This is a genomic window from Streptomyces sp. F63 (assembly GCF_018070345.1).
Classification (GTDB): Bacteria; Actinomycetota; Actinomycetes; order Streptomycetales; family Streptomycetaceae; genus Streptomyces.
The window spans coordinates 56,425-72,409 of sequence record NZ_JAGPXX010000013.1 but is presented as its reverse complement, the minus strand read 5'-3'; the positions used below and the strand labels follow the sequence as shown (position 1 = coordinate 72,409).

Below are 15,985 nucleotides of genomic sequence, written 5' to 3'. Positions count from 1 at the left end.
CCGGCCGGTCTCCCCGCCCAGGAGGGCCGTCGGGGCGGCTCACCGCAGCGCCGCCCTCCGGTAGGCCCGGGTCGCCGCGGCCAGCGCCACCACGCCCACCGCGGCGCAGACGGCGAGATCGAGCCCCAGGGCGGCCCAGTCGGGCCGGGTCTCGAACGCCCGGGCGAGGGCCTCCACGCCATAGGTGGAGGGCAGCAGGTCCCGGGCCCAGACGACCGGCTCCGGCAGCCGCGACGCGGGCAGGACGCCCAGCAGCAGCGCCGCCGACATGCCCAGCTGCCCCAGCAGCGTGGCGATCTCCTGCCGGGGCGCCAGCAGCCCGAGCGCCGCGCCCAGACCGGCCAGGGCGGCACCGGCCAGCGGGATCACCGCGGCGAGGATCCAGAGCTGACCCATCGGGAGCCCGAACATCGCACTGCCCGCCACCGCGACGAAGACCGTCCCGGGCACCGTGAAGGAGGCGTACGCCCCGGCGGCCCCCAGGACCACGGCCGCGGGCGGCACCGGCAGGGTGGCGTAGTGGTCCAGCCCGCCGCCGGCCCGCAGCCGCCCGAAGTACTGGGCGAGCAGGTTCAGTCCGACGAAGGCGACGACCAGGACGCTCGACCCGGCCACCACGGCCCGCGCCTCCTCGCCGCTGTGCACGATGCCGCGCATCAGCACCATGATCCCCAGCGACTGGAAGGTCGCCACGAACAGCAGCGGGATCCGGGCCACCCGGGCCCGGGAGAGCTGCGCCCGGTAGACCGCCGCCAGGGCGGGCAGCAGCCGCGCCCGGGGGGCGAGCGGCGCGGGCTCCGCCCCGGGCGCGGACGCCCCGGCCGCGGTGGGGGCCGCGCCGGGCACGGCCCGCGCGGACACGGCGCTCACGTCCTGCCGCTCCCGTCCCCCGGGGCCCGTCGGATACCGCTACCGCCGGTCACGCCTTCACCAGTCCTTCCGTGCCGTTTCCGCCGAGCGCGAGATACACATCCTCCAGGCTCGGGGTGGCCAGCGTGAAATCGTCGAGCGCCGCGAACGCCGGACCGCCGGTGACGGCGGCGACCAGCGCCCGGGCCCGCTCCTGCGACAGCCGCAGCGTCCAGCGCCGGCCGGTCTCCGTCGCGGCCTCCCGTACGGCGGCGACCTCGGGAACGTTCAGCGGCGGCCGGTCCCGCCACACCAGCTCCAGCCGCACCTCGCCGTCCACCAGCGCCTTGAGCCCGGCCGGGGTGTCGCAGGCGATCACCCGGCCGCGTTCCAGCACCGCGACCCGGTGGAGCACCGTCTCGGCCTCCAGGACGTTGTGCGTCACCAGCAGGACGGTCGCTCCCCGCTCGGCGCGGCGCCGGTCCACGGCGGCCCAGACGGCGCGCCGCGCCACCGGGTCCATGCCCGTGGTGGGCTCGTCCAGGACGAGCAGCGGGCGGTCGCCGACGAGCGCGGCGGCGAAGCAGGCGAGCCGCCGCTGGCCGCCCGAGAGCCGGCTCAGCGGCTTGCCGGCGAGGGCGGCCAGGCCGAGTTCGTCGAGGACGGCGTCCCGCTCGGCGCGGGCCGTGCGCCGGCCGAGTCCGCGCAGCCGCCCCGTGGTCTCGGCGGCCAGGGCGACCGTGAGCTCGTCGAGGGCCGTGGACTCCTGGCCGAGGTAGCCGATGAGCCGGGCGGCGCGTTCGGGGTGCCGTACGAGGTCGTGGCCGAGCACCCGGACCTCGCCCGCGTCGGGGCGCATGAGCCCGGTGAGCTGGCGGACGAGGGTGGACTTGCCGGCGCCGTTGGGCCCCAGCAGGCCGAAGATCTCACCGCGCCGCACCGTCAGGTCGATGCCGTCGCTGGCCCGGACGGCCGGATGGGCCGGGGCGCCGCGGTGGGCGCGGGCGGCCGGATAGGTCTTGACCAGGCCCCGCACGCGGCAGACCGGGGCGGCCGCCGCCGCGCCGCCGGCGCCGTGTTCCGCCTGTGCTGTGCCCGTGCTCACGGTGAACGAGAGTACGCGCCCGGCCCGCCCGCCGGTTTCGCGGGGGCCGCCCGGCCGCTCAGTCCGCGGCCGGGGAGGGCTCGGCGGGGGCCGGGGACGCGGCCGGGGCGCCGGCCTCGCGCCAGAAGCCGGCGCGGATCGCGTAGCGGTCGCGCTCGTCGATCTGGTCGTCCTTGTGCGCCAGCAGCCCGAACCGGGCGGCGTACCGCAGCAGCTCGCCGTCGATGCGGTGCGGGATGCGCGGGTACTCGGCCGTCAGCTGCCGCAGGGGGGCCGGGGAGGGCAGCCGGTCCTTCCAGCGGCGGGCGAAGACCTGGCCGACCTCGAAGGGGTCGCCGCTGACGGCCGTGATGTCCTCCTCCCGGTCGGCCCAGCGCTGCTCGGCACTGGTCAGCTGGGCGAGGGTGGGCAGCGCCGCGCTCTCCGGGGGGTTGGCGGGGCCGCCGCCGCGGTCGATCCAGCCGCGGTCGGACGACCAGCGCAGGGTGGCGGCGGGAACCGGCGGGGGTGGTCCGGCCGGTGCGGCGGGCCCGCGGCCGAGACCGGCCAGGTCCTTGGGTGTCGGCACGCCCCTGGGCGCACCGTCGGCGGAGCCGTCTGCCGGACCGGTGCCATCGGCGGCCCGTCCGTTCCGCCCGCCGGGGCTTCCGTCCTCCGTGCCGTCCGGGGCCGCGCCGGGGATGCCGGGGGCGGAGGCCGGGGCGGAGGCGTCCATGGCGGCCGGAGAGCCGTTGCGCGGGGCCGCCACCCGGCTCTCGCGGGGCCGGTCGCCGTCGGACTCGGGCAGCGGGGCGGAGAGAATCGCCGCGATCTCCGGCTGGGACTCGGGCTGCGGCGGGCACGCGGCGGCGGCCTCCCGGGCGCGGACGGCGCGGGTGATCCAGCTGCGGTCCAGGACCCGCCGTTCGTCGGCCTCCGCGACCAGATCCTCCGACTGGTTGTAGTCGCCGTCGGCGGCCTGCACGGCCCAGAGGTGGACGGCGACGCCGTGCTCCTTGGCGGACATCAGCCCGGGCAGCAGATCGCCGTCGCCCGTGACGAGCACGATGTCGGAGCAGGCCCGGTTGCGGGCGAGTTCGGTGAGTTCGGCGTGCATCGCCGCGTCGACGCCCTTCTGCGCCCAGCGGCCGTCGCTCCGCGTCAGCGCCCCGAGCCGGACGGTGACCCGCGGCATGACGCGCAACCGCCGGTGCTCGGGCTGGGGTACGCGGTCGGGGGCGCCGTCGAACCAGTAGATGCGGAGCAACTGCCGCTCCGTGTCCGCCTCGGCGCGCTCCCGGAGGGCCTGGATGAGGGCGGCGTGGTCCACGCTGATACGGGACCGGGCGGGTTCTCCGGCGAGCAGACTCGCGGCGGCCCCCAGCAGGTAACCGGCGTCCACCAGAACGACGCAGCGCTCCACGGTCCACCCTCTTTCCTGATTCGCCGCCCCCCGGAACGGTTTTCTTTCGGGTTCCCCCCGAGTCTGCCCGACCGCCCGGGGGTTATCTGCCGAACTGGATCACCGGCGTGGCGCGCCTGCGCCGCGATCCCGTGATCTCGCCCGTCACCGGCGGTAATTGCCCGGCATGCGGCCTTTGCCGGGGCGTGTCACAGTGAGGGCGACGGCGCTCCCGTCCCCTGCCGGACCCCCGGTCCGGAGCGCCCGGAGGAGGCACCACGATGGCGAAGAACAAGAGCCGGGACCGCAAGCAGCAGGCCCGTTCCGCCGCCGGGAACGGCGGGGAACAGGCCAAGGGCGCGTCCATGGAAGCGCAGGAGCGGCAACGGACCGAGTCCCCGGAGCCCTCCCGGGGCGTCTCGAAGAAGCACCAGCGGCGCTTCGGGCACAACTGACGGCGCCATACGGCGCACAAAGGGGCGCGCCCGGTCTCCCGGGCGCGCCCCCCGCGGTGCCGTACGGCGGGGATGCCGGCCGGGCGTCTCAGCCGGCCAGGCAGGACGGTCCGAGCAGGACCTTGAGATCCCCGAACAGGGCGGGATCGGCGGTGACCCGGTGCCGGTCGAGCCGGAGCACGGTGGTCTTGCGCGCGCCCTGGAGCCGGATCCGGACCTCGGTGGAGCCGCGGTGGTGGGTGAGCACCTCACCGAGCTTCTCCACCAGCGGCGGGGTGACCCGCACCGTCGGGATGGTGATCGTCACGGGCGCGTTGGCGGAGGCCTCCGAGAGGTCGGGGACCATCAGCTCCATCGCGACCAGCCGGGGCACGTCCTCACGCTTGTCGAGGCGGCCCTTGACGAAGACCACGGCGTCCTCGACGAGCTGGGTGGACACCAGCTGGTAGGTGGCGGGGAAGAACATGCAGTCGAGGGAGCCCGCCAGGTCCTCGACGGTGGCGATGGCCCAGGCGTTGCCCTGCTTGGTCATCTTGCGCTGGAGGCCGGAGATGATGCCGCCGATGGTGACGATCGAGCCGTCGGGGTAGTCGCCGCCGGTCAGCGCGGAGATCGCCGCGTCGGCCTTCTCGCTGAGGACGTGCTCGATACCGAAGAGCGGGTGGTCGGAGACGTAGAGACCGAGCATCTCCCGCTCCTGGGCGAGGAGATACGCCTTGTCCCACTCGATGTCGGAGAACTCCACGTCGAGGCCGAAGCCCGGGGTGTCGTCGCCCTCGTCCTCCCCCATGCCGCCGAAGAGGTCGAACTGCCCCTCGGCCTCCTTCCGCTTGACCTGCACCACGTTGTCGATCATCGACTCGTAGTGCGCCATCAGGCCCTTGCGGGTGTGGCCCAGCTCGTCGAAGGCGCCTGCCTTGATCAGGGACTCGACGGTCCGCTTGTTGCAGACGACCGCCTCCACCTTGTCCAGGAAGTCCGGGAAGGAGCTGTACTTCCCCTTGGACTTGCGGCAGCGCACGATCGAGTCCACGACGTTCTGCCCGACGTTCCGCACGGCGGTCAATCCGAAGACGATCGTGCTGTCGCCCCGCGGGGTGAAGTTCGCGTCCGACTCATTGACGTCCGGCGGCAGCACCTTGATGCCCATGCGGCGGCACTCGTTGAGGTAGATCGCCGACTTGTCCTTGTCGTCGCGCACCGAGGTGAGCAGCGCCGCCATGTACTCGGCCGGGTAGTTGGCCTTGAGGTAGGCGGTCCAGTACGACACCAGGCCGTACGCGGAGGAGTGCGCCTTGTTGAAGGCGTAGCCGGCGAACGGCACCAGCACGTCCCAGACGGCCTGGATGGCCTCGTCGGAGTAGCCCTTCTCCCGGGCGCCCTTCTGGAAGTTGACGAACTCCGCGTCGAGGACTTCCTTCTTCTTCTTGCCCATCGCGCGGCGCAGCAGGTCGGCCTGGCCGAGCGAGTACCCGGCGAGCACCTGGGCGGCCTTCTGCACCTGCTCCTGGTACACGATGAGGCCGTAGGTGATGTCGAGGACCTCCTTGAGAGGTTCCTCCAGCTCCGGGTGGATCGGGGTGATCTCCTGCTGGCCGTTCTTCCGCAGCGCGTAGTTGATGTGGCTGTTCATGCCCATCGGGCCGGGCCGGTAGAGGGCCGAGACGGCGGAGATGTCCTCGAAGTTGTCCGGCTTCATCATGCGCAGCAGGGAGCGCATGGGCCCGCCGTCGAACTGGAAGACGCCGAGGGTGTCGCCGCGCTGGAGCAGTTCGAAGGTCTTGGGGTCGTCCAGCGAGAGGTCGAGCAGGGTGATGTCGATGCCCTTGTTGGCCTTCACGAGCTTGACGGCGTCGTCCATGATCGTGAGGTTGCGCAGGCCCAGGAAGTCCATCTTGAGCAGGCCGAGCGACTCGCAGGTGGGGTAGTCCCACTGCGTGATGGTGACCTGGTCGGTGTGCCGGACCCAGACCGGGACATGGTCGGTGATCTTCTCACTGGACATGATCACGCCGGCCGCGTGCACGCCCATCTGCCGGACCAGGCCCTCCACACCGCGGGCGGTGTCGATGACCTTCTTGACGTCCGGCTCGTTCTCGTACATCGCGCGGATCTCGCCGGCCTCGCTGTACCGGGGGTGCGAGGGGTCGGTGATGCCGGAGAGCGGGATGCCCTTGCCGAGGACGTCGGCGGGCATGGCCTTGGTGAGCCGGTCGCCCATGGCGTACGGGTAGCCGAGCACGCGGGCGGAGTCCTTGATGGCGTTCTTGGCCTTGATGGTGCCGTAGGTGCCGATCATGCAGACCTTGTCGGCGCCGTACTTCTCCGTGACGTACCGGATGACCTCACCGCGCCGGCGCTCGTCGAAGTCGATGTCGACATCGGGCATGGAGACGCGCTCGGGGTTGAGGAACCGCTCGAAGATCAGACCGTGTTCGATCGGGTCGAGGTCGGTGATGCCCATGGCGTAGGCGACGATCGAGCCGGCCGCCGAACCGCGGCCGGGGCCGACGGCGATGCCGTTGTTCTTGGCCCACATGATGAAGTCGGCGACGACGAGGAAGTAGCCGGGGAACCCCATCTGGATGATGACGTCCATCTCGTACTCGGCCTGCCGCTGCCGGTCCTCCGGGACGCCGCCCGGGTAGCGGCGCTCCATGCCCCGCTTGACCTCCTCGCGGAACCAGGTCACCTCGGTGTACCCCTCGGGGACCTCGAAGCGGGGCATCAGGTCGCGCTTGTCGAACCAGCCGGTGGTGTCGATCTGCTCGGCGACCAGCAGGGTGTTGGCGCACCCCTCCTGCCAGGCGTCCGAGGAGTCGATGGCGTACATCTCCTCGGTCGACTTGAGGTAGTAGCCGGAGCCGCCGAACCGGAAACGGTCCGGGTCGGAGAGGTTCTTGCCGGTCTGGATGCACAGCAGCGCGTCGTGGGCGTCGGCCTCGCCGGCGTGCGTGTAGTGCGAGTCGTTGGTGACGAGCGGCGGGATGCCCAGCTTCTTCCCGATCCGCAGGAGGTCGTCCCGGACCCGCTTCTCCAGCTCCAGACCGTGGTCCATCAGCTCCAGGAAGTAGCGGTCCTTGCCGAAGATCTGCTGGTAGTCGGCGGCGGCCTGGAGCGCCTCGTCGAAGTGGCCGAGCCGGATCCGGGTCTGCACTTCGCCGGAGGGGCAGCCGGTGGAGGCGATCAGCCCCTCGGAGTGCTCGGCGATGACCTCCTTGTCCATCCGGGGCCACTTGGTGAGCCAGCCCTCGGCGTAGGCGTCGGAGGAGAGCCGGAAGAGGTTGTGCAGTCCCGTCTTGTTGCTCGCCCAGATCGTCTTGTGGGTGTAACCGCCGGAACCGGAGACGTCGTCCCGCTTCTGGTGCGGCTGGCCCCAGGTGATGCGCCGCTTGTTCCGCCGCGACTCGGGGGCCACATAGGCCTCGATGCCGATGATCGGCGTGATCCCGGCCTTGGTGGCCTGCTGGTAGAAGTCATAGGCCCCGTGCAGGTTGCCGTGGTCCGTCATCGCGATGTGCGACATGCCCATGTCCTGGCAGGCCGCGAACATGTCCTTGAGCCGCGCGGCACCGTCCAGCAGCGAGTACTGGGTGTGGACGTGCAGGTGCGTGAAGGGCGGCTTGGTCACGGTGGAAGACCTCCGGGCACGGGTCGGTGACGGCTGGGACGCGCGGGAAACGCGTGCGGCGACAGCACCGAAGTCTATGCCCGGGGAAGGACGCCGGAGGGCACCCGGGAGCCCTCTTCCGGCTTCCCCCGGACGGGTTTCCCGCTGCCCGCCGGGACCGCCCGGGCGGGCGCCGGGAGCCGCGGGAACGGTACGGGAAAGCGCCACGCGGGCGTGTCCCCCGGCGGACGGCACCGGACGGGGACGGCCCGCTCCGGACCGCCGGGGACCGCCGGCTTCCGGGGCGGACGGCCGGGTTCCGGAACAGCGGCCGGGCGGGTTCCGGAACGGCGGACGGGCCGGTTCCGGAACGGCGGGCGGAAGCCGTCGTTTAGGTCCCGCTTAGCCCGGGCCGTGGCACACTTTCCGGCGATGGACGTATCGGGAGCACAGCTGAGGACGCTGCGGGCGGCGCTGTTCACGGCGCTCTGCCTCACGCTGTCCACGGCCGCGCACGTGGCCCTGGCCGGGGCGCCGCTGCCCGCCGGCCCGGTGGCGGCGGTCGCCGCCGGCGTCTTTCTGATCGCGTACGCGCTGGCCGGCCGCGAGCGCGGCTTCTGGTCGATCGCGGCGCTGCTCGTCCCCCTGGAGCTGGCCGCGGACACGGTCTTCACCACCGGCCGGCACGCCTGTTACGGCGAGAGCGGCGGCCCGGTCGCCGGCCCGCTCCGCTCACTGGGGGTCGATCTGCTCTGCGGCGGCGGCCCCCTCGGGACGCCGCTGGCGCGGATGGCCGCCCCGGACGGCGCCGCCGCGCTGCCGGTGCCCGGCGGCCCGGCCACCCCCTGGCTGCTGCTCGCCGCGCACACCGCGGTGGGCCTGGCCGCCGCGGTCTGGCTGTGGCGCGGTGAGGCCGCCCTCGGCCGGCTGCTGCGGGCGCTGGCCGCCTTCGCCTTCCGGCCGCTGCTCCTCGCCGTCGCCGCGCTCGTCCCGGCGGGTCCCGTGCCGCGCCGCGCGCCGCACGGTCCGCGGCACCCCGTGGCGGCGGACCGGCTCCCCATGCTGGTGTACTCCGTCGTACGGCGCGGACCGCCCGCCGTCGCGGCTGTCCGCTGACAGCCCCGACAGCCGCCGGGCCCCGTCCCGGCACAGCGATCCGCGACCCCTTACACCACGGAGCAGGGAATCACCATGAGCAAGCGCAACAGCCAGGAAGCCAAGAGAAACGCCCGCGAGCGGCTGCGCGAGGAGCGCGAGCGGCAGGCGAAGAAGGACAAGCTCCGCCGCCAGCTCGTCGTCGGCGGCTCGATCGTGGGCGTCCTGGCGATCGCGGCCGGCATCGGCTTCGCCGTCACCCAGCTGGGTGACGGGGGCGGCAACGGCACGGTGAGCTCGAAAGAGTGGAAGGACGCCGCCGCCGACAAGAAGCTCGTCAAGCCCGCCAACACCTCCGGCGCCAAGGGCACCGACGTGATCATCGGCGAGAAGGACGCGAAGAAGACCCTCCAGGTCTACGAGGACATGCGCTGCCCCGCCTGCGCCGCCTTCGAGCAGGGCGCCGGCGAGATCCTGATCCAGGACGTCGAGGAGGGCAAGTACAAGGCCGAGTTCGTCATGGCCACCTTCATCGACAACATGGCCCAGGGCTCCGGTTCGAAGAACGCCCTGAGCGCCCTGGGCGCCGCCCTGGACGTCAGCCCGCAGGCGTTCATGGACTACAAGCACGCGCTGTACTCCCAGAAGAACCACCCGGAGGAGTCCGAGGACAAGTTCGCCGACGACACCTACCTCCTGGAGGTCGCCGACGAGGTCAAGGAGCTCAAGGGCAACGCGGAGTTCGAGAAGGACGTCAAGGACGGCACCTTCGACAAGTGGGCCCTGGAGATGTCCAAGAAGTTCGACAAGAGCAACATCCAGGGCACCCCGACCCTCAAGATGAACGGCGAGAAGCTCGTCGTGGAGGGCACCGAGAACACCCCGATGGCCCCGGATCAGTTCAAGGCCGCCATCGACAAGGCCCTCACAGCGGAATAATCACCGCCGGAACGGCAACGGGCAGGCGAACTTACGTCGTACGTCTGCCCGTTCGCCGTACCCGGCAGTAATCTGTCCGCCCGTGACGGACCTTATAGAGACCGAGACCGCCCCCCGCCCCGCACGCCACTCCCGCCGCACGGTCGTCAAGGCCGCGGCCGCCGGTGCCGGCGTCGCGATGATCCCGCTCAGCGGCGCCCAGCGCGCCGCGGCGGCCGAGAACGCCCCCGCGTTCCTGCACGGCGTCGCCTCCGGCGACCCGCTCCCCGACGGTGTCCTGCTGTGGACCCGGGTCACCCCCACCGCCGACGCCGTACCCGGCTCCGGCAAGGGGCCCGACACCCGGGTCGCCTGGGAGGTCGCCGAGGACCGCTCGTTCGCCTCGGTGGTCGCCCGCGGCACCGCGACGGCCACCGCCGCCACCGATCACACCGTCAAGGCGGACGTCCGCGGACTGCGCCCGGCCACGCAGTACTTCTACCGCTTCACCGCCGGCGGCACGGTCTCCCCCACCGGCCGCACCCGCACCACCGCCGCGCACGACGCCACCACCCCCGCCGTCCGCTTCGGCGTCGTCTCCTGCGCCGACTGGGAGGCCGGCTGGTTCTCCGCCTACCGCCACCTCGCCGCCCGCACCGACCTCGACGCGGTGCTCCACCTCGGCGACTACATCTACGAGTACGGCAGCGGCGGCTTCCCCGGCGCGGACGGCGTGATCCGCTCCCACGTCCCCACCCACGAGATCCTCACCCTCGCCGACTACCGCGCCCGCCACGGCAACTACAAGACCGACGAGGACCTGCGGAACCTGCACGCCACCCACCCGGTCATCGCCATCTGGGACGACCACGAGGTGGCCAACGACGCCTGGTCCGGCGGCGCCGAGAACCACGACCCCGCCACCGAGGGCGACTGGGCGCGGCGCGTGGCCGCCGCCAAGCAGGCGTACTTCGAGTGGATGCCGGTGCGCCCCTCGATCGCCGGCACCACCTACCGCCGCCTGCGGTTCGGCCGGCTCGCCGACCTCCACCTGCTGGACCTGCGCTCCTTCCGCTCCCAGCAGAGCTCGATCGGCAACGGCGACGTGGACGACCCGGACCGCACCATCACCGGCCGCAAGCAGCTCGACTGGCTGAAGAGCGGACTGGCCTCCTCGGACGCCTCCTGGAAGCTGGTCGGCACCTCCGTGATGATCTCCCCGGTGGCCTTCGGCTCCGTCCCCGCGCATCTGCTGGGCCCCCTCGCGGAGCTGCTCGGTCTGCCCCGCGAGGGCCTGGCCGTCAACGTCGACCAGTGGGACGGCTACACCGACGACCGCCGCGAACTCCTCACCCACCTGCGGGAGTCGGGCATCGAGAACACCGTCTTCCTCACCGGCGACATCCACACCGCCTGGGCCAACGACGTCCCCGTCAAGGCCGCCACCTACCCCCTCTCCGCCACCGCCGCCACCGAGTTCGTGGTGACCTCGGTGACCTCGGACAACATCGACGACATCCTGAACGTGCCGCCGCAGACCGCCTCCCTGCTGGCGACGGCGGCCGTCCGCGCCGCCAACCGCCATGTGAAGTGGGTCGACATGGACTCGCACGGCTACGGCGTCCTGGACGTCACCGCCGAGCGGGCGCAGATGGACTACTACGCCATCACCGAGAAGACCGACCGCGCCGCCGGCACGGAATGGCTGCGCTCCTACCGGACCCGCTCCGGCGCGCAGAAGCTGGAGCGGGTGGACCAGCCGGTCCGCTGACCCGCCACCCGCCACCCGCCACCCGCCGCCGGAGCGTCTGCCGCCGGTCGCCGCCGCCCGCGTCACCCGCCCCGCCCGCCGCGGTCCCGGCCGCGGCGGGCCGGTGGCGGCGGGCCGGTGGCGGCGGGCCGGTGGCGGCGGGCCGGTGGCGGCGGGCCGGTGGCGGCGGGCCGGTGGCGGGGGGCGGGGGGCGGCGGGCGGGTGGCGCGGGGCCGGGGGCGGCGGGCCGGTGGCGGCGGGCCGGTGGCGGCCGGGGCCCGGCACGGGGCGGTGCCGTACGGGCCCCGGATGCCCCGCACACCGGCGGCCGGCCGCGACCCCCCGCCCCTCCCGGGCCCGCTCTCCCTCCGGGCGGCGCGGCCCCGGGAACGCGACGGGCTGGATACCCTGCTGCTGCACCTGGCATGGACGGCAGCGGTACGGCGGCTGGGGGACGGCGAGTTGAGCGAGTCCGGAGACATCATCGGCGGCCGGTTCGAGCTGCTGGAACGGCTCGGCAGCGGCGGTATGGGCGCGGTGTGGCGGGCGCGCGACCGGGCTCTGCGGCGGGAGGTCGCCCTCAAGGAGGTGCGGCCCCCGGATCCGGCGGCGGCCGGCGCGGGGCCCGAGGCCGAACTCGTGCTCCGGGAACGGGTGTGGCGGGAGGCACGGGCGCTGGCCCGGCTCAGCCATCCCCATGTGGTGACGATCCACCATGTCGTGGACGACGAGGGCCCGTATCCGTGGCTCGTCATGGAACTCCTGCCCGGCGGCACGCTCCAGGACCGGCTCGACGCCGCCGGCCCGCTGCCGCCCGCGGAGGCCGCCCGGATCGGCCGCGAACTGCTCTCCGCCCTGTCCGCCGCGCACGCCGCGGGCATCCACCACCGCGACGTCAAACCGGCCAACGTCCTGCTGCGGCCGGGCGGCGGCGCGGTGCTCACCGACTTCGGCATCGCCGCCCTGCAGGGCTCCGTGACCCTCACCGCCGCCGGGGACGTGATCGGCTCCCCCGAGTACATCGCCCCCGAGCGGCTCCGCGGCCGCGACGACCTCCCGGCCTCCGACCTCTGGTCGCTCGGCATGCTCCTGTACGTCGCCGTGGAGGGCGTCAACCCCGTACGGCGCGCCACGGCCGTCGCCACCCTCGCCGCCGTGCTCGACGAGCCGGTACCGCCCCCGCGCCGCGCGGGCCCGCTGGCGCCCGTCCTCGCCGAGCTGCTCGTACGCGACCCCGACGCCCGGCCGGACGCGGCACGGCTCGACCGGCTGCTGGCCGCCGCCTGCGACGGCGGCACGCCCCCGCCCCCGCCGCCTCCGGCCCCGCCCGGCTCCCCGTCCCCGACGCTGCCCGGCACCCGGCCCCCCGCCGGACCGGCCGACGCCCTGCCCACGGTGGCCGCGGCCGGATCCGCGCAGCCCGCCCCGGGCCGCCGCGGCCGCCGTACGGTGGCGGGGCTGGCCGCCGCCGCGGTGGCCGGCGCCGGACTCGCGGCCACCGGCGTCTATCTGGCGCTCACCGCCGGCGGCGGCAAGCCCCCTCCGCCCGCGCGCACCCCGAGCGCGTCCACGGCCACCACCTCCGGCACACCCTCGGACACGGCCGTGCCCTCCCCTCCGGCGTCCGCCACCCCGCCGAACGGGAGCGGCGGGACGTCCGCGTCGCCGCCGGGGACATCGGCGTCGTCACCGCCCCGGACACCGCCGTCCGCGACGGACCCGCGTCCCGGCACCTGGATCGCCCAGCTGTTCTCCGAGGCGGTGGTCCCCGGAGAGCCCGCCCCGCGACGGCAGCTGGCGGAGTTGCGCGAGGAGATCCCGGAGGCGCTGCTGCTGCACAGCAGCGACTTCGCCTCACTGCGGCCCGGCTACTGGGTGATCTACGTTCCGGGCCCGTTCACCGGCGGCGAGGCGGCCCTCGCCTTCTGCGCGGAACACGGCCGGACGACCGAGAACGAGTGTGTGGGCCGCTACCTCAGCCACGAGGAGAAGGACCGGGAACTGCTCTGTCTCCCCACCCCGGACGGCGGCTCCCGCGGCCGCTGCACCAGGCCCTGAACGGCGGCTACCGCCCGCTCACCACCGCCGTGGGCTGCCCGCCGCCCTCAGCCCGCCGGCCGTGCGGCCCCGGCTTCCGGGAACGGGAACCGGTGAGGGGGAAGCCCGGGTGGACCTCACCGCGGTCGGACAGCGGCGCGGCGGCCGCGACCGCGCGTTTCACCAGCTCGTCGCCCCCGATCCCGTCCTTCAGGGCCATGCCCTCCTCCACCGTGCCGGCGGTGCGGCCGTCGTACGGTTCCGGTACGCGGACCTCGTACCCGGCGGCCCGCAGTCGGCCGGCCGCGGCGTGCACGGCCGGTCGCAGACCGTAGGCACGGTGAAAAAGAACAACCGCCGGAGAACGCGGCACCCGTGTCACTTCCCTGAGAGCGGTTGGCAGTCTTCTCATCGCGCCGGTTACGGTCGGTCGGAGGCCCGCGGCCCCGGGGCCGCCGGAAGCCCGCCCCGAGGAGGAGAGAACGTGCCGATGGAGGCTGTGCTGCGCCCGCTGATCGTGTTCGGCGGAGCGCTGGTCATCTCGCTCGCCGTCGGCTGGGTGGTGCGCCTGGCGCTCCGCAGGAGCGACGCCCGGCACCCGGAGACGCCGCTGTGGGACATGCTGAGCCAGGCCCTGGTGCCGTTGCAGCTGGTGCTGGGCGCCGCGTTGCTGCGCGGTTCGTACGACCAGGCGCATCTCGCCCGGGACCACACGGCGGCCATCGGCCGGGGGCTGACGCTCGTGCTGATCGGCGCCACCGCCTGGCTGGTGCTGCGGGTGGTCACGGCCGTCGTCGAGGCCTCGTTCGCCCGCTACTCGGCCACGACCAACGAACGGGCCCGGGTCCGCCGGGTCCGCACACAGATCACCCTCATCCAGCGGGTGGTGACCGCGGTCGTCGCGGTGGTGGCCGGTGCCGCGATGCTGCTGACGTTCCCCGCGATGCGCGCCGTCGGCACCTCGCTGCTGGCCTCGGCCGGCCTGGTGGGCATCGTGGCCGGCATCGCGGCCCAGTCCACGCTGGGCAACCTCTTCGCCGGTCTGCAGATCGCCTTCGGCGACATGGTGCGGATCGGCGACACGGTCGTGGTCAACGGCGAGTGGGGCACCGTCGAGGAGATCACCCTCACCTTCCTGACCGTGAAGACCTGGGACGAGCGCCGGTTCACCATGCCCGTCTCGTACTTCACCAGCCAGCCGTTCGAGAACTGGTCGCGCAACAGCCCTCAGATGACCGGCACCGTCTTCTTCCATGTCGACCATTCCGCGCCCGTCCAGCTGATGCGGGAGAAGCTGGGCGAGATCGTGCAGACGATCGACGCCTGGGACGGGCGGAACTGGAACCTCACCGTCACCGACTCCACCCCGAGCACCATGGAGGTACGGGCGCTGGTGACGGCGAAGGACGGCGACACGCTCTGGACGGCCCGGGTCGAGGTCCGGGAGAAGCTGCTGACGTGGCTGCGCGAGGAGCATCCGTACGCCCTGCCGCGCATCAACACGGCCCCGGCGGTCTTCCCGCCGCAGCGCGGCCGGGAGCGGGACGGGCTGCCGACCGGCGTCGACGGGACCGTGGCCGCCCAGCGGGCGGAACCGCCGGAGCACGGAGCCGCTGAGGTGCCCGCACCGGCGGAACCCGGCCGGCCGAACGCGGGGCGGGAAGCGGAGGGGACGAAGAGGGCTGAGAAGCCCGGCGGGGCGGCCGGCCGGAACCACTTCGGCCGCGGCCCCCGGCTGCACCGCCGCTGAACCCCCGGCCCGGGGCGCAGGCCCTTCCGCGGACGGGCCTCCGCGGAAGGGCGCAGCCGCCGGAGCCTACGCGCTTTCGGAACGCACGATGTCCAGCGCCCGCTGCAGATCGTGCGGGTAGGCGCTCTCGAACTCCACCCACCGGCCGTCCGCCGGGTGCTCGAAGCCCAGCCGCATCGCGTGCAGCCACTGGCGGCCGAGCTTCAGCCGCTTGGCGAGGGTCGGGTCGGCACCGTACGTGAGGTCGCCGACGCAGGGGTGGCGGTGCGCGGCCATGTGCACCCGGATCTGGTGGGTGCGGCCGGTCTCCAGTTTGACGTCGAGGAGGCTGGCGGCGCGGAATGCCTCGATGAGGTCGTAGTGCGTGACGCTCGGCTTGCCCTCGGCGGTCACGGCCCACTTGTAGTCGTGCACCGGGTGCCGGCCGATGGGGGCGTCGATGGTGCCGCTGAGCGGGTCGGGGTGCCCCTGGACGAGCGTGTGGTAGCGCTTGTCGACCGTGCGCTCCCGGAACTGCTGCTTCAGCAGGCTGTACGCGCGCTCCGACTTGGCCACCACCATCAGCCCGGAGGTGCCCACGTCCAGGCGGTGCACGATGCCCTGGCGCTCCGCGGCGCCGGAGGTGGAGATCCGGAAGCCCGCGGCGGCCAGCCCGCCGATCACGGTGGTGCCGGTCCAGCCGGGGCTGGGGTGCGCGGCCACCCCGACGGGCTTGTCGATCACCACGATGTCGTCGTCGTCGTGGACGATCTCCATGCCCTCGACGGGCTCCGCGACGATCTCCACCGGCGGTGCGGCCCGCGGCAGTTCCACCTCCAGCCAGGCACCACCGGTGACCCGGTCGGACTTCCCGGCGGGGTTTCCGTCGACCAGTACCTTCCCGCCGGCGGCGAGCTCGGCCGCTTTCGTGCGGGAGAAGCCGAACATACGGGCTATCGCGGCGTCGACGCGTTCCCCTTCGAGGCCGTCGGGTACGGGCAGCGTGCGGATTTCGGGAAGGGTGCTCACCCGTCGAGTATGCCGGACGCGGAACGC

The 15,985-nt window shown here is 73.5% G+C and carries 12 protein-coding genes; 6 read left to right on the top strand and 6 right to left on the bottom strand.

Annotation, left to right across the window (positions count from 1 at the left end; genetic code table 11):
• Positions 1-39: 39 nt before the first annotated feature.
• The 3 genes from KBZ10_RS15820 to KBZ10_RS15810 are packed head-to-tail and all read right to left on the bottom strand — an operon-like array spanning position 40 to position 3,356.
• Positions 40-870, bottom strand: coding sequence for an ABC transporter permease (locus KBZ10_RS15820; RefSeq protein ID WP_210988280.1), 831 nt, complete (start codon positions 868-870; stop codon positions 40-42).
• 49 nt (positions 871-919) lie between these two features.
• Positions 920-1,954, bottom strand: coding sequence for an ABC transporter ATP-binding protein (locus tag KBZ10_RS15815; RefSeq protein ID WP_210988279.1), 1,035 nt, complete (start codon positions 1,952-1,954; stop codon positions 920-922).
• 58 nt (positions 1,955-2,012) lie between these two features.
• The gene (locus KBZ10_RS15810) at positions 2,013-3,356 is read right to left on the bottom strand and encodes an NYN domain-containing protein (RefSeq protein ID WP_210988278.1); all 1,344 of its coding nucleotides are present in this window, start codon (positions 3,354-3,356) and stop codon (positions 2,013-2,015) included.
• Between the two features lie 260 nt (positions 3,357-3,616).
• On the opposite strand from KBZ10_RS15810, the gene KBZ10_RS15805 reads away from it, so the two are divergent.
• The gene (locus KBZ10_RS15805; RefSeq protein WP_210988277.1) at positions 3,617-3,790 is read left to right on the top strand and encodes a hypothetical protein; all 174 of its coding nucleotides are present in this window, start codon (positions 3,617-3,619) and stop codon (positions 3,788-3,790) included.
• Between the two features lie 88 nt (positions 3,791-3,878).
• Here the strand turns inward: KBZ10_RS15805 and dnaE are convergent, their stop codons facing one another.
• A complete protein-coding gene (gene dnaE, locus KBZ10_RS15800; protein WP_210988276.1) occupies positions 3,879-7,421 on the bottom strand; it encodes a DNA polymerase III subunit alpha in 3,543 nt (1,180 codons plus the stop codon).
• Between the two features lie 411 nt (positions 7,422-7,832).
• Here dnaE and KBZ10_RS15795 point away from each other — a divergent pair, with 411 nt between their 5' ends.
• From KBZ10_RS15795 to KBZ10_RS15780, 4 genes are all read left to right on the top strand, one after another.
• Positions 7,833-8,516, top strand: coding sequence for a hypothetical protein (locus KBZ10_RS15795; protein WP_210988275.1), 684 nt, complete (start codon positions 7,833-7,835; stop codon positions 8,514-8,516).
• A gap of 75 nt (positions 8,517-8,591) precedes the next feature.
• On the top strand, positions 8,592-9,434 hold the full coding sequence (locus KBZ10_RS15790; protein WP_210988274.1) for a DsbA family protein: 843 nt from the start codon (positions 8,592-8,594) through the stop codon (positions 9,432-9,434).
• Between the two features lie 82 nt (positions 9,435-9,516).
• Positions 9,517-11,184, top strand: coding sequence for an alkaline phosphatase D family protein (locus KBZ10_RS15785; protein ID WP_307847471.1), 1,668 nt, complete (start codon positions 9,517-9,519; stop codon positions 11,182-11,184).
• A 288-nt stretch (positions 11,185-11,472) separates the two neighbouring features.
• Positions 11,473-13,221, top strand: a complete 1,749-nt coding sequence (locus KBZ10_RS15780) for a serine/threonine-protein kinase (RefSeq protein ID WP_210988273.1) — start codon at positions 11,473-11,475, stop codon at positions 13,219-13,221.
• 7 nt (positions 13,222-13,228) lie between these two features.
• On the opposite strand, the gene KBZ10_RS15775 is transcribed toward KBZ10_RS15780, so the two are convergent.
• Positions 13,229-13,516 (bottom strand): hypothetical protein, encoded by a 288-nt coding sequence (locus KBZ10_RS15775; protein ID WP_210988272.1) that lies wholly within the window; start codon positions 13,514-13,516, stop codon positions 13,229-13,231.
• Between the two features lie 174 nt (positions 13,517-13,690).
• On the opposite strand from KBZ10_RS15775, the gene KBZ10_RS15770 reads away from it, so the two are divergent.
• Positions 13,691-14,950, top strand: coding sequence for a mechanosensitive ion channel domain-containing protein (locus KBZ10_RS15770; protein WP_210988351.1), 1,260 nt, complete (start codon positions 13,691-13,693; stop codon positions 14,948-14,950).
• A gap of 66 nt (positions 14,951-15,016) precedes the next feature.
• Here the strand turns inward: KBZ10_RS15770 and KBZ10_RS15765 are convergent, their stop codons facing one another.
• Positions 15,017-15,958 (bottom strand): RluA family pseudouridine synthase, encoded by a 942-nt coding sequence (locus tag KBZ10_RS15765; protein ID WP_210988271.1) that lies wholly within the window; start codon positions 15,956-15,958, stop codon positions 15,017-15,019.
• Positions 15,959-15,985 lie beyond the last annotated feature (27 nt).